The following is a 19,460-nucleotide window of genomic DNA, read 5'->3' on the forward strand; positions in this document are numbered from 1 at the left end:
CATGGCCCCGCCCGAACTCATCGTGTTAAACGGCAACCGCCGATTCTTCGAGGAAGTCCTGAGCGAAGCGTTGCAGCACGCCGCCGGCCTCATAGATCGACACTTCTTCGGCGGTGTCGAGGCGGCAGGTCACCGGCACTTCGACGCGTTCGCCGTTCTTGCGGTTGATCACCAGCGTCAGCTCGGCACGCGGGGTGCGCTCACCGATCACGTCGTAGGTTTCGCTGCCATCGATGCCCAAGGTCTTGCGGTCGGTGCCCGGTTTGAACTCCAGCGGCAACACGCCCATGCCCACCAGGTTGGTGCGGTGAATGCGCTCGAAGCCTTCGGCGGCAATCGCTTCCACACCCGCCAGACGCACGCCTTTGGCCGCCCAGTCGCGGGACGAACCCTGACCGTAGTCGGCGCCGGCGATGATGATCAGCGGCTGCTTGCGTTCCATGTAGGTTTCGATGGCTTCCCACATGCGCATCACTTTGCCTTCAGGCTCGACGCGAGCCAGCGAGCCCTGTTTGACCTTGCCGTTTTCCAGAACCATTTCATTGAACAGTTTCGGGTTGGCGAAGGTGGCGCGCTGCGCGGTCAGGTGGTCGCCACGGTGAGTCGCGTAAGAGTTGAAATCCTCTTCTGGCAAGCCCATTTTCGCCAGGTATTCGCCGGCGGCACTGTCCAACATGATCGCATTTGAAGGCGACAGGTGATCGGTGGTGATGTTGTCCGGCAGCACCGCCAGCGGGCGCATGCCCTTGAGCGGACGAGCCCCGGCCAGCGCGCCTTCCCAGTACGGCGGACGGCGGATGTAGGTGCTCATCTCGCGCCAGTCGTACAGCGGCGTCACTTTCGGGCCGGTGTCTTCGTGGATGGCGAACATCGGAATGTAGACCTGACGGAACTGCTCCGGCTTGACCGACGCCTTGACCACCGCGTCGATTTCTTCGTCGCTCGGCCAGATGTCTTTCAGGCGGATTTCCTTGCCGTCGACCACACCCAGCACATCCTTTTCGATGTCGAAACGGATGGTCCCGGCGATGGCGTAAGCCACCACCAATGGCGGCGAAGCGAGGAAGGCGTTCTTGGCGTATGGGTGGATCCGGCCATCGAAGTTGCGGTTGCCGGACAGCACAGCGGTGGCGTACAGGTCGCGGTCGATGATCTCTTGCTGGATCACCGGGTCCAGCGCGCCGGACATGCCGTTGCAGGTGGTGCAAGCGAAGGCCACGACGCCGAAGCCGAGCTGTTCCAGTTCGGTGGTCAGGCCGGCTTCGTCCAGGTACAACGCCACGGTTTTCGAACCCGGCGCCAGGGACGATTTGACCCACGGCTTGCGGGTCAGGCCGAGCTTGTTGGCATTACGCGCCAGCAGGCCGGCGGCGATGACGTTGCGCGGGTTGCTGGTGTTGGTGCAACTGGTGATGGCGGCGATGATCACTGCGCCATCCGGCATCTGGCCAGGAACGTCGTCCCACTGGCCGGAGATGCCTTGGGCAGCGAGGTCCGAGGTGGCGACGCGGGCGTGCGGGTTGCTCGGGCCGGCCATGTTGCGCACTACCGAGGACAGGTTGAAGGTCAACCCGCGCTCGTATTGCGCACCTTTCAGGCTGTCAGCCCACAGGCCTGTGGTCTTGGCGTAGTTCTCGACCAACTGCACCTGCTCGTCTTCACGGCCGGTGAGTTTCAGGTAGTCGATGGTCTGCTGGTCGATGTAGAACATCGCTGCGGTGGCGCCGTATTCCGGGGCCATGTTGGAGATGGTCGCACGGTCGCCGAGGGTCAGCGCGGAGGCGCCTTCGCCGAAAAATTCCAGCCATGCGCCAACGACTTTTTGCTGACGCAGGAACTCGGTCAGCGCCAGCACCATGTCGGTGGCGGTGATGCCCGGTTGCAGCTTGCCCGTCAATTCGACGCCGACGCTTTCCGGCAGACGCATCCACGACGCGCGACCGAGCATTACGCTTTCCGCTTCCAGGCCGCCGACACCGATGGCGATCACGCCCAGTGCATCGACGTGTGGAGTGTGGCTGTCGGTGCCGACGCAGGTATCGGGGAACGCCACGCCGTCGCGCACCTGGATTACCGGAGACATTTTCTCCAGGTTGATCTGGTGCATGATGCCGTTGCCCGGCGGGATCACATCAACGTTCTTGAAGGCCTTTTTGGTCCAGTTGATGAAGTGGAAACGGTCTTCGTTGCGACGGTCTTCGATGGCGCGGTTCTTCTCGAACGCCTCCGGATCGAAACCACCGCGTTCGACGGCCAGGGAGTGATCGACGATCAATTGCGTCGGCACCACCGGGTTCACTTGCGCCGGGTCGCCACCTTGCAGGGCAATGGCGTCACGCAGGCCGGCGAGATCGACCAGTGCGGTCTGGCCGAGAATGTCGTGGCACACCACGCGGGCCGGGAACCATGGGAAGTCGAGGTCGCGTTTGCGCTCGATAAATTGCTTCAAGGATTCGGTGAGCGTGGCCGGGTCGCAGCGACGCACCAGGTTTTCCGCCAGCACGCGGGAGGTGTACGGCAGAGTGTCGTAGGCGCCGGGCTGGATGGCCTCGACAGCTGCACGGACGTCGAAGTAATCCAGATGGCTGCCGGGCAGCGGTTTGCGGAATTCAGTATTCATCGTCAAGACTCGGTCACGGTGGTTACGAAGGGTGGGCGCCTGGCGCAGCTATTGAAGCAAACACGATCCACTGTGGGAGCGGGCTTGCCCGCGATGACTGAGTCATATCCGACAAAGATGTCGACTGACCCACCGCTATCGCGGGCAAGCCCGCTCCCACAGGGTTATTCGTTTTGCCCAGTAACCATTACCGGCGCCCTCCCATTCAGCGTTGTTCGATTGGCACGAACTTGCGCTGTTCGACGCCGACGTATTCGGCGCTCGGGCGGATGATGCGGTTGTTGGCACGTTGTTCGAACACGTGCGCCGCCCAGCCGGTCAGGCGCGAGCAAACGAAAATCGGGGTGAACAACTTGGTCGGGATGCCCATGAAGTGGTACGTCGACGCATGGTAGAAGTCGGCGTTCGGGAACAGCTTCTTCTGCTCCCACATGGTTGCGTCGATGGCTTCGGACACCGGGAACAACACGGTGTCGCCCACTTCCTCGGCGAGTTTTTTCGACCAGCCCTTGATCACCTCGTTGCGCGGATCGTTGTCCTTATAGATCGCGTGACCGAAGCCCATGATCTTGTCCTTGCGCGCAAGCATGCCGAGGGTGCCTTCGACGGCCTCTTGCGGCGAGCTGAAGCGCTCGATCATTTCCATCGCCGCTTCGTTGGCGCCGCCATGCAGCGGACCGCGCAGCGAGCCGATGGCCGCCGTGATGCACGAATACATGTCCGACAGGGTCGAGGCGCAAACCCGCGCGGTGAACGTCGAGGCGTTGAACTCGTGCTCCGCGTAGAGGATCAGCGAAACGTTCATCACTTTGACGTGCAACTCGCTCGGCTTCTTGTCGTGCAACAAGTGCAGGAAGTGGCCGCCGATGGATTGTTCGTCGCTCACGCAGCTGATGCGTTTGCCGTCATGGCTGAAGCGATACCAGTAGCACATGATCGCCGGGAACGCGGCGAGCAAACGGTCAGTCACATCGTGTTGTTCAGAGAAGTCTTTCTCCGGTTCGATGTTGCCCAGGAACGAGCAACCGGTGCGCATCACGTCCATCGGGTGGGCGTCGGCGGGGATGCGCTCCAGCACTTCTTTCAGCGCTTGCGGCAGATCGCGCAGCTTGCCCAGTTTGCTGATGTAAGCGGCGAGTTGGGTTTGGGTCGGCAGTTCGCCGTACAGCAGCAGGTAGGCCACTTCTTCGAACTGTGCGTCAGCCGCCAGTTCGCGAACGTCGTAGCCACGATAGGTCAGGCCTGCGCCCGACTGGCCCACGGTGGACAGTGCGGTTTGCCCGGCAACCTGACCACGGAGCCCGGCGCCACTGAGTACTTTTGCTTCGGCCATTGCTGTCTCCAGTTTTTCTTGAATTTGTCAGGGAATCTGCAATTTCTAAACGGTTATCTCACTTCGTAGCAGGTGTCGAGCAGCGCGAGGCTGCGTTCGGCTGCGCAGCAGTCGTAAAACCTGCTGACGCGATCGCCTGGCTTGGCGAGTCCTTCGGCCTCGAACGCAGCCTCGCGTTGCTCGGCAGCTGCTACATAAACAATTACTTCTTCGCGGCAAACAACGCATCGAGCTTCTGCTCGAAGGTGTGGTAGTCGATGCGATCGTAAAGCTCCATGCGGGTCTGCATGGTGTCGATCACGTTCTGTTGCGTGCCGTCGCGGCGGATCGCGGTGTAGACGTTTTCCGCAGCCTTGTTCATCGCGCGGAACGCCGACAGCGGGTACAGCACCAGCGACACATCGGCAGCGGCGAGTTGCTCGGTGGTGTACAGCGGCGTCGCGCCGAACTCGGTGATGTTGGCCAGGATCGGCGCTTTCACGCGGCTGGCGAACAGCTTGTACATGTCCAGTTCGGTGATGGCTTCCGGGAAAATCATGTCGGCGCCGGCCTCGATGCATGCGGCGGCGCGATCCAAAGCGGATTCCAGACCTTCCACTGCGAGGGCGTCGGTACGAGCCATGATCACGAAGCTGTCGTCGGTGCGCGCATCAACGGCGGCCTTGATCCGATCGACCATTTCCTGCAAGGACACGATCTCTTTATTAGGACGGTGACCGCAGCGCTTGGCGCCGACCTGGTCTTCGATGTGAATGGCTGCCGCGCCGAACTTGATCATCGACTTCACGGTACGGGCCACGTTGAACGCCGAGGAACCGAAACCGGTGTCCACGTCCACCAGCAGCGGCAGGTCGCAGACGTCCGTGATGCGACGCACGTCGGTCAGCACGTCATCCAGGCCGGTGATGCCCAGGTCCGGCACGCCGAGGGAGCCGGCAGCCACCCCGCCACCCGACAGATAAATAGCCTTGAAACCGGCGCGCTTGGCCAGCAGCGCGTGGTTGGCGTTGATCGCGCCGACCACTTGCAGCGGATGTTCGCTGGCGACCGCATCGCGGAATCGCTGGCCTGGAGTGCTCTTGTTGGAACTCATGACTCACCTCGTTGAGTGGCTGTCTGGTTGGCGCCGTCCTGATAGTGACGAGCGATATTGCGTTTGGAGGCGCCGATATGGCGGCGCATCAACAACTCGGCAAGCTCACCGTCACGGTCGGCGATGGCGTCGAGAATTCGGTGGTGCTCGGCAAAGGCCTGACGCGGACGATTGGGCGTGGTGGAAAACTGGATGCGGTACATGCGCACCAGTTGATAGAGCTCGCCGCAGAGCATCTGCGTCAGGGTGCGGTTGCCGCTGCCCTGGATGATTCGGTAATGGAAGTCGAAATCGCCTTCCTGCTGGTAGTAGCCGACACCGGCCTGAAACGCCGCATCGCGCTCATGGGTTTCGAGGACCCGGCGCAGTTCGTCGATTTCTTCGAGCGTCATGCGTTCGGCCGCCAGACGGCAGGCCATGCCTTCAAGGGATTCGCGGATTTCGTAGAGTTCCAGCAGCTCGGCATGGCTCAACGAAACCACCCGCGCCCCGACGTGCGGTACGCGAACCAGCAGGCGCTGGCCTTCCAGACGGTGGATCGCCTCACGCAGCGGCCCGCGGCTGATGCCATAAGTGCGCGCCAGTTCCGGCTCGGAGATCTTGCTGCCCGGGGCGATCTCGCCCTTGACGATGGCCGCCTGAATGCGCCGGAAGACGTTCTCGGAAAGCGTCTCTGAATCGTCTTGGGCAATGACCGGGGGATCGAGTTGATCCAGCATATTGTCGACACCTTGAAAGCGGATGCCGCAAAAACTAGCGAATACAGGCCGATTAGTCAAAGAGAAAATCGGTATTGTCGACAATCGTCTAATAACCGGCCGCACCATAACAAAGCAGCACTGTGGTTTATAGCCACCCGCCAGCGCTGGCGCCATAAAACCACCGTGCTAGAATGCCGGCCGCATTTGTTTGTGACATCTGCACTGCTTGTCATAAACAGTTGATAGGCATACGAGGGAGCTTGCGCAGCGATGCCAGGGCCTTGAATCGAAATACGGACCGCTGCGCACCAGGATTTATGAGACTCAAGCCCTTCCCCACCTTCCTTTATCTTCTTTGCCTGCCCGGTTTTGCCGCGGCAGGGGAAAAGACTGTCTACGGCCTCAACGAGTACGCCTCCCTGGACGGCATCAACCTGGAAGTTGCCGCCAAACTCGACACCGGGGCGAAAACCGCGTCCCTGAGCGCCCGAGACATCAAACGCTTCAAACGCAATGGCGAGTCCTGGGTGCGCTTCTATCTGGCCATTGACGCTGCGCACTCACACCCGATCGAACGGCCACTGGCCCGCGTCAGCAAGATCAAGCGCCGGGCCGGCGACTACGACCCGGAGGAAGGCAAGAAGTACACCGCCCGTCCGGTGATCGAGCTGAATATCTGCATGGGTTCGGCTTTACGCAGTATCGAAGTGAACTTGACCGACCGCAGCGCCTTCCAATACCCGCTCCTGATCGGCTCCGAAGCGCTAAAACGCTTCGATGCGCTGGTCGACCCCAGTCTTAAATACGCTGCTGGCAAACCCGCCTGCGCCACCGACGCTCATACCGCAGAGTAATTCCAATGCGCTCTCTTACCCTTCATCTGAAATTCCTGATCGCCATCCTGGTGGTGCTGGGTATTTCAGTCACGGCCTATCAGATCTTCGTGCTCGGCATCCCCGTGACCGAAGACGCTACCGACGACTTGTGGAACATCGACGCCAAAGTCGAGTTCGTCGCCAGTACCAAGGACCCGGTCAAGATCCAGATGTTCGTGCCGCCGCTAAGCCGCGATTACGTCAGCCTCAACGAGAGTTTCATTTCCAATAACTACGGCGTGGCCGTGAACCGTGTCGACGGCAACCGCAAAGTCACCTGGTCGGCACGTCGGGCCAAGGGCAATCAAACGCTTTATTACCGACTGGTATTGACCAAGCGCTACACCGGTGAAAAATCCAAGGTCAAAGGGCCGACCTTCCGTGACAGCATCGCCGTCGAAGGCGCGGAAAAAGTCGCCGCCGAAGCCCTGCTCGCACCGATCCGCCAGCACTCGGCCGACGTCGAAACCTTCATCGGCGAAGCCATCAAGCGTGTCAACAATCTCAACGACGACAATGTGAAGCTGTTGCTGGCCGGCGATCCGTCCCCCGGGCACAAGGCGAAAATCGTCGAATTGGTGCTGTCCATCGCGCACGTGCCGGTGGAAAAGGTCCACACCATTCGTCTGGTGGCCGACCAGCCGCAAATGCCGGAACTCTGGTTGCGCAGTTTCAACGGCACCGACTGGCTGTACTTCAACCCGGAAACCGGTGAACAGGGCCTGCCGACCGATCGCCTGCTGTGGTGGACCGGTGACGAAAACCTGATCACCGTCGATGGCGGCAAGAAGGCCAACGTGACCTTCAGCCTGAACAACAGCGAAATGAACGCGATTCGCCTGGCCAAGCTGACCGACGAAAACACCGACGCCAACTTTCTCGAATATTCGCTGTACGGCCTGCCGCTGCAAACCCAGCAGACCTTCATGATCATGGTGATGATCCCGATCGGCGTGCTGGTGATCCTGATCCTGCGCAACCTGATCGGCATTCAGACCCTCGGCACCTTTACGCCGGTGCTGATCGCCCTGGCATTCCGGGAAACCCAGCTCGGCTTCGGCATCATGCTGTTTACGGTCATCACGGCGCTGGGCCTGTCGCTACGCTCCTACCTTGAACACTTGAAGCTGCAAATGCTGCCGAGGCTGTCGGTGGTGCTGACATTCGTGGTGGTGCTGATCGCGGCGATCAGCCTGTTCAGCCACAAACTCGGCCTGGAGCGCGGTTTGTCGGTGGCACTGTTCCCGATGGTGATTCTGACCATGACCATCGAACGCCTGTCGATTACCTGGGAAGAACGCGGTTCCGGCCACGCCATGAAAGTGGCGATCGGTACGCTGTTCGCCGCGTCGCTGGCGCACCTGATCATGAGCGTTCCGGAACTGGTTTACTTCGTGTTCACCTTCCCGGCGATCCTGTTGATCCTGGTGGGCTTCATGCTGGCCATGGGGCGTTATCGCGGCTACCGCCTGACCGAACTGGTGCGTTTCAAGGCCTTCCTGAAGAAGGCTGACGCCTGATGTTCGGCTTCTGGAAGACCTGGAAGTCCCTGGAAGCCCGGGGCATCATGGGGATCAATCGGCGTAACGCAGACTACGTGCTCAAGTACAACAAGCGCAGTCTGTACCCGATTGTCGACGACAAGATCATCACCAAGGAACGCGCCATCGCCGCCGGCATTCATGTGCCGGAGCTGTATGGCGTGATTTCCACCGAGAAAGAAATCGACAACCTCGACGCCATCATCGGCGGGCGCAACGACTTCGTGATCAAACCGGCCCAGGGCGCGGGCGGTGACGGCATCATTGTGATTGCCGACCGTTTCGAGGGCCGCTATCGCACGGTGTCCGGCAAGATCATCAGCCATGAGGAAATCGAGCACCATATCTCCAGCATCCTGACCGGCCTCTACTCCCTGGGCGGTCATCGGGATCGGGCGCTGATCGAGTACCGCGTGACCCCGGACCAGATCTTCAAGAGCATCAGCTATGAAGGCGTGCCGGACATTCGGATTATCGTGCTGATGGGTTACCCGGTGATGGCCATGCTGCGGCTGCCCACCCGCCAGTCCGGCGGCAAGGCCAACCTGCACCAGGGCGCCATCGGCGTCGGTGTAGACCTCGCCACCGGCCTGACCCTGCGCGGCACCTGGCTAAACAACATCATCACCAAACACCCTGACACCACCAACGCAGTGGACGGCGTGCAACTGCCCTACTGGGACGGTTTCATGAAACTTGCCGCGGGCTGCTATGAGCTGTGCGGGCTGGGTTATATCGGTGTCGACATGGTGCTGGACCAGGAAAAGGGGCCGCTGATTCTCGAACTCAACGCCCGGCCGGGGTTGAACATTCAGATTGCCAATGATTGCGGGCTGACATTGCGCACCCATGCGGTTGAAGCGCGGCTGGAAGAGTTGAAGGCTCGCGGGGTTGTTGAGACGGTGGAGGAACGGGTTGAGTTCGTTCAGGAAATGTTTGGGCATATTCCGGCGGTTGAGGGCTGATCCCTTACATTGATCGTTCCCACGCTCCGCGTGGGAATGCCGCCACGGACGCTCTGCGTCCGCCTGTGACGCGGAGCGTCACGGGATGCATTCCCCCGCAGAGCGTGGGAACGATCAAACAGCCTTCTATCTAGCAATCCCCGACATCCCCTCTAGGAGCAATTCCCCGAGGAGACTACAATCGCCACCCCGCCTCGATGGCTGATCTGCCCCGCCCATGTTGACCTGTTCCGTACACCCGCTGCCCTATTGCGCCAACCCCGCCGAGTACTTCGCGGCGATTCGTCACGCCCCCGGTGCCGTGCTGCTCGACAGTGGCCGGCCGAGTGCCGAGCGTGGACGTTATGACTTGCTCAGTGCCTGGCCGCTGGAGCAAATAGCGGTATTGCCTGACGAAAGTGGCAGCGATTTCCTGCAACGCCTTCGCGACAATCTGACACGACTCGGTGAAGCGGCTGTTCCTTACGATTTGCCCTTCGCTGGCGGCCTGATCGGTTACCTGAGCTACGACTTCGGCCGGCATCTGGAAAACCTGCCGAGTCAGGCGCAGGACGATCTGCAGCTACCCGACGCACGCTTCGGGCTGTATGACTGGGCACTGATCAGCGATCACCAACTGAATACAAGTCAGTTGGTTTTCCACCCGTCGCTGGTCGACAGCGAACGTCAGCGTCTGATCACCCTATTCAGTGAGCCTCCCGCTGAAGCAGTCGAGTCTTTCAAGTTGAAAGCCCCGATGAAGGCCGACCTGAGCGCTGACGAATATCGCCAGGCGCTAGAACGCATTCAGCAGTACATCCAGGCCGGCGATTGTTACCAGGTCAACTTCGCCCAGCGTTTCCGCGCGCAGTGCCAGGGCGATCCATGGGCCGCGTATTGCGCGCTGCGGGCAGCGTGCCCGACGCCGTTTTCCGGTTTTCAGCGTTTACCCGACGGCAGTGCGGTACTGAGTCTGTCGCCAGAACGCTTCGTCAAAGTCAGCGAACGCCATGTGGAAACCCGGCCGATCAAAGGTACCCGCCCTCGCGGACTGACCGCTGCCGAAGATGCGGCGAACGCCGCCGAACTGCTGGCCAGCCCCAAGGACCGCGCGGAAAACCTGATGATCGTCGACCTGCTGCGCAATGACCTCGGCCGTACTTGCCGTATCGGGTCGGTGCGGGTGCCGGAGTTGTTCAGCCTGGAAAGCTACCCGAACGTGCATCACCTGGTGAGCAGCGTGACCGGTGAACTGGCGGATGACCGGGACGCCCTGGACCTGATCGCTGGCAGCTTCCCGGGCGGCTCGATTACCGGCGCACCAAAAATTCGCGCGATGCAAATCATCGACGAACTGGAGCCCACGCGTCGTGGGTTGTACTGCGGGTCATTGCTCTATCTGGACGTGCGCGGCGAGATGGACAGTTCGATCGCGATTCGCAGCTTGTTGGTGAAAGATGGGCAGGTGTGTTGCTGGGGCGGTGGCGGGATCGTCGCGGACTCGGAGTGGCAGGCCGAATATCAGGAATCGATTACCAAGGTGAAAGTCCTGCTCGATACCCTGCAAAACCTCTGACACCACACTTAATCGTTCCCACGCTCTGCGTGGGAATGATCACCGTCAACTACGGTAGTTACAAACTCAAAGCCCGGTTGGAAGCCTTGATGAATTCCTGCTTCAGCTCCTCAAAACTGTGCACCGCCGGGAACTGCGGAAACTCGCGAATCACATTGTCCGGCGCATGGAACAGAATCCCCGCATCCGCCTCGCCCAGCATCGTGGTGTCGTTGTAGGAATCCCCCGCCGCGATCACCCGGTAGTAAAGGCTCTTGAAGGCCAAAACCGACTGGCGCTTGGGATCTTTCTGACGCAATTGATAGCTCGTCACCCGACCGGAATCGTCCGTAATCAGACGATGGCAGAGCAAGGTCGGGAAGCCCAGTTGACGCATCAGCGGCTGGGAGAACTCGTAGAACGTGTCCGACAGAATCACCACCTGAAAGCGCTCACGCAGCCAGTTGACGAACTCGATGGCACCATCCAGCGGCTGGAGCGTGGCGATTACTTCCTGAATGTCGGAGAGTTTCAAGCCGTGCTCGTCGAGAATCCGCAGACGCTGCTTCATCAGCACGTCGTAGTCGGGGATGTCCCGGGTGGTGGCCCTGAGGGACTCGATCCCGGTTTTTTCGGCGAAGGCGATCCAGATTTCCGGGACCAGTACACCTTCAAGATCCAGACAGGCAATTTCCACAAGACACTCCCATTTGTATTGATTATTGAGTCGAGCGAGCAAAAGGACTGCCGAACTCTAGCGATTCAGGCAAGCCTGCGCAACGCAGAGGGCGCGCCAGCGGCCGCAGGATTTTGTTACCATCAGCCCCATATAGAGCGCCCAGCGCCACCGACCTGTAGGAAGCCGCCCTGATGAGCCCAACGTTCGACGTCGTGGAACTCGCCACGACCTATGCCAACAAATCCGCCCAGGACATCCTGAAACTCGCGTTCGCCGAGTTTGGCGATGACCTGTGGATATCTTTCAGCGGCGCCGAAGACGTGGTGCTGGTAGACATGGCCTGGAAGCTGAACAAGAACGTCAAAGTGTTCAGCCTCGACACTGGCCGCCTGCACCCCGAGACCTATCGCTTCATCGATCAGGTGCGCGAGCACTACAAGATCGACATCGAACTGGTGTCGCCGGACTACACCAAGCTCGAACCCTTCGTGAAGGAAAAAGGCCTGTTCAGTTTCTACAAGGACGGCCATGGCGAATGCTGCGGCATCCGCAAGATCGAGCCGCTACGTCGTAAGCTCTCGGGAGTGGCGGCCTGGGCCACCGGGCAGCGTCGGGATCAAAGCCCTGGCACTCGCAGCGCCGTCGCGGTACTGGAAATCGACACCGCGTTCTCCACCCCGGAACGCACCCTCTACAAATTCAACCCGCTGGCACAAATGACCAGCGAAGAGATCTGGGGCTACATCCGCATGCTCGAGCTGCCGTACAACAGCCTGCATGAACGAGGGTTCATCAGCATCGGCTGCGAGCCCTGCACCCGCCCGGTATTGCCGAACCAGCACGAGCGCGAAGGTCGTTGGTGGTGGGAAGAAGCGACGCAGAAAGAATGCGGGCTGCATGCGGGCAATATCATCAGCAAATCCAAGGAATAACCCCCCAGCCTTGTGAGATCCAATGTGGGAGTGAGCCTGCTCGCGATGGCGGGCTGACATCCAACATTGATGGTGACTGCTACACCGCTATCGCGAGCAGGCTCACTCCCACAGGGGCTGTGCAGCCCCTGTAAATGTGTACACAGGAATGTCACCATAGGTGCCATTTGTGTGTGCACTTTTAATTTCAGCGCCCCAAAAAGTTACACGCCCCTGCCCTGACTTCCTCAGTCGACATTTCCTGCAAATCCCGCTGAAAAATAAATACCTGTTCAAACAGTCAATTTATATTGCCTTTATTTCAGTCACTTATCGCCTACTGATAACAAAACGAAATTAGCGATGAAATTCATAGATCGCTGACTGGCATGGATCTGGCTTAATTGCATACATGTATTGTATACAATCATTTCAAAACATACACACACTTTAGATCCGCAAGCCTGAAGCGCCCTATCCCGTACAGGCTGCAGATGCCCCGTAACCAATGATGCTGATTGCCCGCGACGAAGATTTGTCGAGCCAACGCTCATGCACAGTCATCGCGACGCCAAGCTCGGAGCCTGCCGGAATGCGTACTAGTCTTTCCAACAACAACATCGCGCTGGATCTGCCCTCCTCCCCACCTTCAACCTCTCACGACCAAACGTTTGACGAACCCGTCGTACTCAGCCCTCGCCTGCACAACCAGGACCTGGCGCCGACCAAGGCCGAAGGTCGACGCTGGGGCCGCTACAGCATCTTCGCCCTGTGGACCAACGACGTTCACAACATCGCCAATTACTCATTCGCCATCGGGCTGTACGCCCTCGGACTGGGCGGCTGGCAAATCCTGCTGTCCCTGGGGATCGGCGCGGCGCTGGTGTATTGCTTCATGAACCTCTCCGGCTACATGGGACAGAAGACCGGTGTGCCGTTTCCTGTCATCAGCCGGATCAGTTTCGGCATTCACGGGGCACAGATTCCTGCATTGATCCGTGCCGTTATCGCCATCGCCTGGTTCGGGATTCAGACGTACCTGGCCTCGGTGGTCTTTCGAGTACTGCTGACCGCCATTCATCCAGGCTTCGCCGACTACGACCACAACTCGATCCTCGGCCTATCGAGCCTGGGCTGGGTATGTTTCGTGGCGATCTGGTTCGTGCAACTGGTGATTCTTGCCTATGGCATGGAAATGGTGCGGCGCTACGAAGCATTCGCCGGGCCAGTGATTCTGCTGACCGTCGCCGCCCTCGCCGCGTGGATGTACTTTCAGGCCAATGCGACCATCGCCTGGTCGATCCGCGAACCACTGACCGGCGGCGAGATGTGGCGCAACATCTTTGCTGGCGGCGCGTTGTGGCTGTCGATCTACGGCACGCTGATCCTCAACTTCTGCGACTTCGCCCGTTCTTCGCCGTGCCGCAAGACCATCAAGGTCGGTAATTTCTGGGGCCTGCCGGTGAATATTCTGGTGTTCGCCAGCATCACCGTCCTGCTCTGCGGTGCGCAATTCCAGATCAATGGCCGGATCATCGAAAGCCCGACCGAGATCATCGCTTCGATTCCCGACACCTTCTTTCTGGTGCTCGGTTGCCTGGCGTTCCTGATCGTCACCGTGGCGGTGAACATCATGGCCAACTTCGTCGCCCCGGCCTTCGTACTGAGCAACCTGGCGCCCAAATACCTGACGTTCCGCCGCGCCGGGCTGATCAGCGCGACCATCGCGGTGCTGATCCTGCCGTGGAATCTCTACAACAGTCCGCTGGTGATCGTGTATTTCCTGTCCGGCCTTGGCGCCCTGCTCGGCCCGTTGTACGGGGTGATCATGGTTGACTACTGGCTCGTACGAAAAGGTCAGGTCAACGTGCCGCAGTTGTACAGCGAAGACCCCAACGGTCCTTATTACTACAGCCGGGGAGTCAATTTACGCGCCGTCGCGGCGTTCATTCCTGCCGCGCTGATAGCCATTGTCCTGGCGCTGGTACCCGGCTTCGACAGCGTATCGCCTTTCTCCTGGCTGATCGGTGCCGGGATTGCCGGAATGCTCTACCTGATCATCGCCAAACGGCAGCCCCATTACGCCGACGTCAGCGGCGAAGCCATCGCCGTCGATAACGTCAGCCATTAATCCCTTGGCGGCCCGGCACCGTCGGGCCGCAGAACCACCCGCTATAAGGACTTCCCATGCGAATTCTCGTGGTCAACGTCAACACCACCGAATCCATCACCCAGGCCATCGCGCGTTCGGCTCAGTCCGTGGCCGCGCCGGGCACGGAAATCATCGGCCTGACGCCCTACTTCGGTGCTGACTCCATCGAAGGCAATTTCGAAAGTTATCTGGCCGCCATCGCGGTGATGGACCGGGTAATGTCCTACGACCAACCCTTCGACGCCGTAATCCAGGCCGGTTACGGCGAGCACGGCCGCGAGGGTTTGCAGGAGTTGCTCAACGTGCCGGTGGTGGACATCACCGATGCGGCGGCCAGCACTGCCATGTTCCTCGGCCATGCCTACTCGGTGGTCACTACGCTGGACCGCACCGTGCCGCTGATCGAGGACCGCCTCAAACTGTCCGGACTCTGGGACCGTTGCGCGTCGGTGCGGGCCAGCGGTTTGGCGGTGCTGGAAGTGGAATCCGATCCCGAGCGTGCGCTGGAAGCCATTATTCGTCAGGCGGAACTGGCCGTGCTTGAAGATAAGGCCGAGGTGATTTGCCTGGGCTGCGGCGGCATGGCCGGGCTGGATGAACAGATTCGCCGACGCACTGGCGTACCGGTGGTGGATGGTGTGACGGCGGCGGTGACGATTGCCGAGTCGCTGGTGCGGTTGGGATTGTCGACGTCCAAGGTGCGGACCTATGCGACGCCGCGGCCGAAGAAGATTATTGGCTGGCCCGGGCGTTTCGGGCAGTAGACCGCGTTATCGTTCTTCGCGGGCAAGCCACGCTCCCACAGGTTCTGTGTCGTATCTCAATAATGTAAACGACGCAGATCTTGTGGGAGCGTGGCTTGCCCGCGATGGCCGCGCCTCGGTTTTGAGCCTGACTCAGAGCGCACTAAACCGCTGCCCCAGCCCCTGCTCCGCAAACTGCTCAATGATGAAATCCACAAACGCCCGGGTCTTGCCCGGCAGCAGTTTGTGTTCAGCGTAATAAATGGAAATGTTGCCATCATCGACAAACCATTCCGGCAGCACCCGCTGCAACGTCCCGGCCTCCAGATAGCCCACGGCAAACGGCATGCTCACCAGCGCAATGCCCAACCCTTGGGCGGCGGTAGCGCAGGCCGCCTCCGAATCGCTCATGGTCATCCGCGCCTTGAGCGTCAGCGGGCTGTGTTGCTGGGTGCGACTGGTCAATTGCCAGGAACGCACACGACCCGTCTGTGGCGATCGAATCAGGATGCCATCGTGATGTTTGAGATCATCGGGCTCGGCAATCACCTCACGCCCTGCAAGATAGTCGGCTGACGCCACCAACACCCGATGGGCCGGTGTCAGCTTGCGCGCCACTACCCCCTGCGGCAGCTCGAATCCCCCACCAATCGCCGCATCGAAACCCTGAGCGATCAGATCGACCTGACGGTTATCGAAATGCCAGTCCGGGTTGATCGCCGGAAAGCGCCGCAGAAACTCCCCGAGCAACGGCACGATGTACAAACGCCCAAACACCGTGCCCATGCTGACCTTCAACGTCCCCGCGGGTAGCCCCTCGGCGCTGGCCAGATTGGCCACGGCATTCTGGATCGTGTGAAGACTGGAACTCACTTCGCCGAGAAACCGATGACCCGCTTCAGTGAGCGTCAGGCTGCGAGTGCTGCGCTGAAACAGCCGCACACCCAGCCGCGCTTCAAGCTTGGCGACGCTCTTGCCCACCGCCGCCGGGGTCAGGCTCAGGCGACGTGCGGCCTCGGCGAAGCTGCCGACCTCGGCACTGCGCACGAAGCATTCGATACTGCTGAAGGTTTCCATAAGCGCCACTATAAACTTTTGGTTTACACAGACTATCGCAATTACCGTCTACACAGCTGGTAACACTGAATCGATACTAGGCTCCATCAACCGAGACATCTCGCCTCGGGACTTTGGAGATCGATATGACTACTCAGAACCTCAGCGGCAAAGTGGCTTTGATTCAAGGCGGATCCCGCGGTATCGGTGCCGCCATTGTCAAACGCCTGGCCGCTGAAGGCGCGACAGTGGCCTTCACCTACGTCAGCTCCACGGCCAAGGCCGAAGAATTGCAAAACAGCATCACCGGTAACGGCGGCAAAGCCCTCGCCATCAAGGCTGACAGCGCCGACGCCGAGGCCATTCGCGACGCCGTGACCGCCACCGTAAACGCCTTTGGCCGCCTGGACATTCTGGTCAACAACGCAGGCGTACTGGCCGTTGCCCCCTTGGAAGATTTCAAACTCGAAGACTTCGACCAGACTCTTGCGATCAACGTGCGCAGTGTATTCATCGCCACCCAGGCCGCCGCCAAACACATGACCGAAGGCGGTCGCATCATCAACATCGGCAGCACCAACGCCGACCGCATGCCCTTCGCCGGTGGAGGCCCGTACGCCATGAGCAAGTCGGCGCTGGTCGGCCTGACCAAAGGCCTGGCGCGCGACCTCGGCCCGCGCGGCATCACCATCAACAACGTGCAACCGGGCCCGGTCGACACTGACATGAACCCGGCCACTGGTGACTTCGCCGAAAGCCTGATCCCGTTGATGGCGGTGGGTCGTTACGGCAAAGCGGAAGAAATCGCCAGCTTCGTCGCCTACCTCGTCGGTCCCGAAGCCGGCTACATCACCGGTGCCAGCCTGACCATCGATGGTGGTTTCGGCGCCTGATGTTCTGAATCACGCATAAAAAAACGCCGGTAACCCTGGTCAGGTTGCCGGCGTTTTGATGTGCGCAGCTTTAAGCCCATTCGAGCGCCGGCAAACCGCAAGCGCTCGGCTTGAACGCTTTCAGCGTACGAAGAATGCCATCGGCGTGTGCGTATTTTTCGTCAGCCATCGCCGCATCCGGGATCGCAATCGCGGTCATTCCCGCCGCTTTCGCCGCCGTGACACCGAACGGCGAATCCTCGAACACCAGGCAATCCTCAGGCGCGACACCCAGGCGCCGCGCCGCCGTGAGGAAAATGTCCGGCGCCGGTTTGGCCGCGCCGACCTCCGGATCATCGGCCGTCACGATGAAATCGAACAGCGCGAACCAGTCGCGGTGCAAGGTGGTTTTCTGGCCGAACGACTGACGCGAAGAGCTGGTGCCTACCGCAATCGGAATGTTATTGGCCTTCAGATGCCGAACCAGCTCCTGTGCGCCAGGCATCGCCAGTGCCGTAGGAAAACGCTCGCGCATCAGCGGTTCGCGGATCACCAGAAACTCTTCGGCGGAAATCGGCAGGTCCAGCGCCTCGACCACATAACGCGCCAGATCGCCCGCGCCACGGCCGATGATGTTCTGCTTGATGCTCCAGTCGAAGACCCGCCCGTAACGCGCGGCAATTATCGACGTGACTTCGGTGTAAATGCCCTCGGTGTCCAGCAACAAGCCATCCATATCGAAAATCACGGCCTTGATCGGGCCGAATTCATTTAGCGGTGCATTCATCGCATCTGATCCGTTTTCTAATGACATCCCAGAGGCGGCTCAGGTACGGCCGGGTCCGCGATCGATTAAAGGATTCAGCAGCATAGCGAGCGCGGCGGGCATAGAGCAACGGGCAATACCTGATCGGTATTGAAACCTGCGCCGGAGTGCTGTTGGTCATTTAACGATTTCCCCTACACCAAACACTTACTTTCCTGACTTCTTTCCTCGCCGATCCCACGCAAAGTCTCGCGCTCTGAATTGATCCGCGCGAGGGACAGCGAATGTTCATACCTGACAACCTCCTGGCCTTGAACAACACCATCGGGCTGCTGGTGGTCGCCGCCATGGACCCTGAGCAGCCGAATGTCGAAGCGGTATTGGGTGATTTTCGACTGTGCCTGAACGACTACGACGCCTGGGCTGAAAGTTTCTGGACCGGCAAGGCCCTGGATGTCGAGCAGGTATTCAAGGTCGGCAACGAAGTCCGTCTTAGCGCGCCGAAGAATTCCACTACGCCTGTCAGCGCGACAGTCGCCGCGTGCCCGGCCAGCGGTCCGTTGACCCTGGTGCATATGTTTGAGGCTGTGCGCTTCGTGCCGATCGGCAATACGCCGGTGATGCTTGAACCTTTGCTTTCCGACGTGGCGGGTAAGCAGACATTCGGCAAGCCGATCTACGACGAGATAGGCCCCAGCGGCATCCTGGAAATCACCGATTGCCAGCGCGGCCAGCGTTATCGCATCACTTTCTTTCCCGATGTCTCCGCTGATCACGTCAAAGCACTTTACGCCTCCTATCAGGGCGTCATCGACGATCTGGAAGGTTGGTTGCGCAACGAGTGGACGAGCGAGTTCGAACCGGCGTGGGCCGGGTTCTCCCAGGCCGCTTTCATCGAGCGCTACGGCATGCTGCAACAGGCCGATTGGCGCGGCTTCGAGAACTCGCTGAACGGTTTGTGGGATGACGTAAAACAGGTTTACGCCCTGATCGCCGACCTGCAGGCCAACAGCGAAAAACTCCTTGAATACCTGACCCGATCCGAGCTTGAAACGCTGCTGAACGCGTCGGCGGAATCCATCGCCAAGGTGTTGCTGATGCTGAGCGACGAGCCGTTGATGTTCATTCATCTCGCGGCGTTCACCAGTTGGCTGAGGATGTTGCCGCCGCAGTACATCGCCGAGGTCGTGGCGGAAATTCGTACGGAGATTTTGATCAGTTTCCTACTCATGTGCCTTACCGGTCCTGCGGGACTGAATTTGCACCTGAGTGAAAAGGTGCTGTCCAGAATCAAGTCCCCGCAAACCCGGAAATGGCTGGCGGGCGCCAGTTTGCGACTGGCTGAGCTCACCGCCAGGTCTGACCTGACAGCCCACGCTGGCGCGCTAAAACCGCTGATGGTCCACACCCGGCATGCACCGATCAAACCTGCGCCCGCCGTGCCGTTGCAAATCACCCCAGGTATTGCGCCAGTTCTGTTGGTGAGGAATCCAGTGGCCATCGCGCGCGACAAGTCTGAAGCCATGACCAGGATTGGTCGGCAGGAACATCGCAACGATGCGCCCGATCAAGCGAAAAACCCCAACGGCGACAGCGCCGATTCCGTTGATAAAACCGCG

15 protein-coding genes and 1 pseudogene are annotated in these 19,460 nt (G+C 60.0%); 9 read left to right on the plus strand and 7 right to left on the minus strand.

Annotated features, from left to right (window positions below; all coding sequences use genetic code 11):
* Positions 1–25: 25 nt before the first annotated feature.
* The 4 genes from acnD to ACQ4OB_RS26465 form a co-directional block, all read right to left on the minus strand.
* Positions 26–2,620 (minus strand): Fe/S-dependent 2-methylisocitrate dehydratase AcnD, encoded by a 2,595-nt coding sequence (acnD, locus tag ACQ4OB_RS26450; protein ID WP_430956758.1) that lies wholly within the window; start codon positions 2,618–2,620, stop codon positions 26–28.
* A 205-nt stretch (positions 2,621–2,825) separates the two neighbouring features.
* Positions 2,826–3,953, minus strand: a complete 1,128-nt coding sequence (prpC, locus tag ACQ4OB_RS26455; RefSeq protein WP_074875000.1) for a bifunctional 2-methylcitrate synthase/citrate synthase — start codon at positions 3,951–3,953, stop codon at positions 2,826–2,828.
* A gap of 202 nt (positions 3,954–4,155) precedes the next feature.
* Complete coding sequence (prpB, locus tag ACQ4OB_RS26460) at positions 4,156–5,046, minus strand: methylisocitrate lyase (protein WP_008146328.1); 891 nt, start codon at positions 5,044–5,046, stop codon at positions 4,156–4,158.
* Positions 5,043–5,762 (minus strand): GntR family transcriptional regulator, encoded by a 720-nt coding sequence (locus tag ACQ4OB_RS26465; RefSeq protein ID WP_173860498.1) that lies wholly within the window; start codon positions 5,760–5,762, stop codon positions 5,043–5,045. Before ACQ4OB_RS26465 ends, prpB begins: the two co-directional genes overlap by 4 nt.
* Before the next feature lie 302 nt (positions 5,763–6,064).
* On the opposite strand from ACQ4OB_RS26465, the gene ACQ4OB_RS26470 reads away from it, so the two are divergent.
* The 4 genes from ACQ4OB_RS26470 (at position 6,065) to pabB (ending at position 10,683) form a co-directional block, all read left to right on the plus strand.
* A complete protein-coding gene (locus tag ACQ4OB_RS26470; protein ID WP_074874996.1) occupies positions 6,065–6,601 on the plus strand; it encodes an ATP-dependent zinc protease family protein in 537 nt (178 codons plus the stop codon).
* A 5-nt stretch (positions 6,602–6,606) separates the two neighbouring features.
* Positions 6,607–8,142 carry an inactive transglutaminase family protein gene (locus ACQ4OB_RS26475; protein ID WP_074874994.1) on the plus strand — a complete coding sequence of 512 codons (1,536 nt, stop codon included), beginning with the start codon at positions 6,607–6,609 and terminating at the stop codon, positions 8,140–8,142.
* Entirely contained in the window at positions 8,142–9,128 is a 987-nt protein-coding gene (locus ACQ4OB_RS26480; RefSeq protein WP_430956759.1) for an alpha-L-glutamate ligase-like protein, read from the plus strand. The genes ACQ4OB_RS26475 and ACQ4OB_RS26480 overlap by 1 nt, the downstream gene beginning before the upstream one ends.
* A 217-nt stretch (positions 9,129–9,345) precedes the next feature.
* Positions 9,346–10,683, plus strand: coding sequence for an aminodeoxychorismate synthase component I (pabB, locus tag ACQ4OB_RS26485; protein WP_430956760.1), 1,338 nt, complete (start codon positions 9,346–9,348; stop codon positions 10,681–10,683).
* A gap of 58 nt (positions 10,684–10,741) precedes the next feature.
* Here the strand turns inward: pabB and thrH are convergent, their stop codons facing one another.
* On the minus strand, positions 10,742–11,359 hold the full coding sequence (gene thrH, locus ACQ4OB_RS26490; RefSeq protein WP_074874987.1) for a bifunctional phosphoserine phosphatase/homoserine phosphotransferase ThrH: 618 nt from the start codon (positions 11,357–11,359) through the stop codon (positions 10,742–10,744).
* Between the two features lie 173 nt (positions 11,360–11,532).
* On the opposite strand from thrH, the gene ACQ4OB_RS26495 reads away from it, so the two are divergent.
* From ACQ4OB_RS26495 to ACQ4OB_RS26505, 3 genes are all read left to right on the plus strand, one after another.
* Positions 11,533–12,273, plus strand: a complete 741-nt coding sequence (locus ACQ4OB_RS26495) for a phosphoadenylyl-sulfate reductase (RefSeq protein WP_074874985.1) — start codon at positions 11,533–11,535, stop codon at positions 12,271–12,273.
* A gap of 571 nt (positions 12,274–12,844) precedes the next feature.
* The gene (locus tag ACQ4OB_RS26500; protein WP_430956761.1) at positions 12,845–14,383 is read left to right on the plus strand and encodes an NCS1 family nucleobase:cation symporter-1; all 1,539 of its coding nucleotides are present in this window, start codon (positions 12,845–12,847) and stop codon (positions 14,381–14,383) included.
* 56 nt (positions 14,384–14,439) lie between these two features.
* The gene (locus tag ACQ4OB_RS26505) at positions 14,440–15,168 is read left to right on the plus strand and encodes an aspartate/glutamate racemase family protein (protein ID WP_430956762.1); all 729 of its coding nucleotides are present in this window, start codon (positions 14,440–14,442) and stop codon (positions 15,166–15,168) included.
* A 132-nt stretch (positions 15,169–15,300) separates the two neighbouring features.
* Here ACQ4OB_RS26505 and ACQ4OB_RS26510 read toward each other — a convergent pair whose 3' ends face one another.
* Positions 15,301–16,224 carry a LysR family transcriptional regulator gene (locus ACQ4OB_RS26510; protein WP_430956763.1) on the minus strand — a complete coding sequence of 308 codons (924 nt, stop codon included), beginning with the start codon at positions 16,222–16,224 and terminating at the stop codon, positions 15,301–15,303.
* 125 nt (positions 16,225–16,349) lie between these two features.
* On the opposite strand from ACQ4OB_RS26510, the gene ACQ4OB_RS26515 reads away from it, so the two are divergent.
* The gene (locus ACQ4OB_RS26515) at positions 16,350–17,096 is read left to right on the plus strand and encodes a 3-oxoacyl-ACP reductase family protein (RefSeq protein WP_074874979.1); all 747 of its coding nucleotides are present in this window, start codon (positions 16,350–16,352) and stop codon (positions 17,094–17,096) included.
* 70 nt (positions 17,097–17,166) lie between these two features.
* On the opposite strand, the gene ACQ4OB_RS26520 is transcribed toward ACQ4OB_RS26515, so the two are convergent.
* Positions 17,167–17,862: an HAD-IA family hydrolase gene (locus ACQ4OB_RS26520; protein WP_102616241.1), complete on the minus strand. Its 696-nt coding sequence runs from the start codon at positions 17,860–17,862 to the stop codon at positions 17,167–17,169.
* Positions 17,863–18,125: 263 nt separating this feature from the next.
* On the opposite strand from ACQ4OB_RS26520, the pseudogene ACQ4OB_RS26525 reads away from it, so the two are divergent.
* Positions 18,126–19,460 (plus strand): annotated as a pseudogene (locus ACQ4OB_RS26525) (type IV secretion protein Rhs); the annotation flags it as partial.

Origin of the sequence: Pseudomonas sp. ES4 (assembly GCF_050586665.1) — a bacterium.
GTDB classification, from domain to species: Bacteria; Pseudomonadota; Gammaproteobacteria; order Pseudomonadales; family Pseudomonadaceae; genus Aquipseudomonas; species Aquipseudomonas frederiksbergensis.

Bases quoted from the DNA above. Each gene is read 5' to 3' on its own strand.
- acnD (WP_430956758.1), bottom strand. From the start codon at position 2,620: ATGAATACTGAATTCCGCAAACCGCTGCCCGGCAGCCATCTGGATTAC.
- prpC (WP_074875000.1), bottom strand. From the start codon at position 3,953: ATGGCCGAAGCAAAAGTACTCAGTGGCGCCGGGCTCCGTGGTCAGGTT.
- prpB (WP_008146328.1), bottom strand. From the start codon at position 5,046: ATGAGTTCCAACAAGAGCACTCCAGGCCAGCGATTCCGCGATGCGGTC.
- ACQ4OB_RS26470 (WP_074874996.1), top strand. From the start codon at position 6,065: ATGAGACTCAAGCCCTTCCCCACCTTCCTTTATCTTCTTTGCCTGCCC.
- ACQ4OB_RS26475 (WP_074874994.1), top strand. From the start codon at position 6,607: ATGCGCTCTCTTACCCTTCATCTGAAATTCCTGATCGCCATCCTGGTG.
- ACQ4OB_RS26480 (WP_430956759.1), top strand. From the start codon at position 8,142: ATGTTCGGCTTCTGGAAGACCTGGAAGTCCCTGGAAGCCCGGGGCATC.
- pabB (WP_430956760.1), top strand. From the start codon at position 9,346: ATGTTGACCTGTTCCGTACACCCGCTGCCCTATTGCGCCAACCCCGCC.
- ACQ4OB_RS26495 (WP_074874985.1), top strand. From the start codon at position 11,533: ATGAGCCCAACGTTCGACGTCGTGGAACTCGCCACGACCTATGCCAAC.
- ACQ4OB_RS26500 (WP_430956761.1), top strand. From the start codon at position 12,845: ATGCGTACTAGTCTTTCCAACAACAACATCGCGCTGGATCTGCCCTCC.
- ACQ4OB_RS26505 (WP_430956762.1), top strand. From the start codon at position 14,440: ATGCGAATTCTCGTGGTCAACGTCAACACCACCGAATCCATCACCCAG.
- ACQ4OB_RS26510 (WP_430956763.1), bottom strand. From the start codon at position 16,224: ATGGAAACCTTCAGCAGTATCGAATGCTTCGTGCGCAGTGCCGAGGTC.
- ACQ4OB_RS26515 (WP_074874979.1), top strand. From the start codon at position 16,350: ATGACTACTCAGAACCTCAGCGGCAAAGTGGCTTTGATTCAAGGCGGA.
- ACQ4OB_RS26520 (WP_102616241.1), bottom strand. From the start codon at position 17,862: ATGAATGCACCGCTAAATGAATTCGGCCCGATCAAGGCCGTGATTTTC.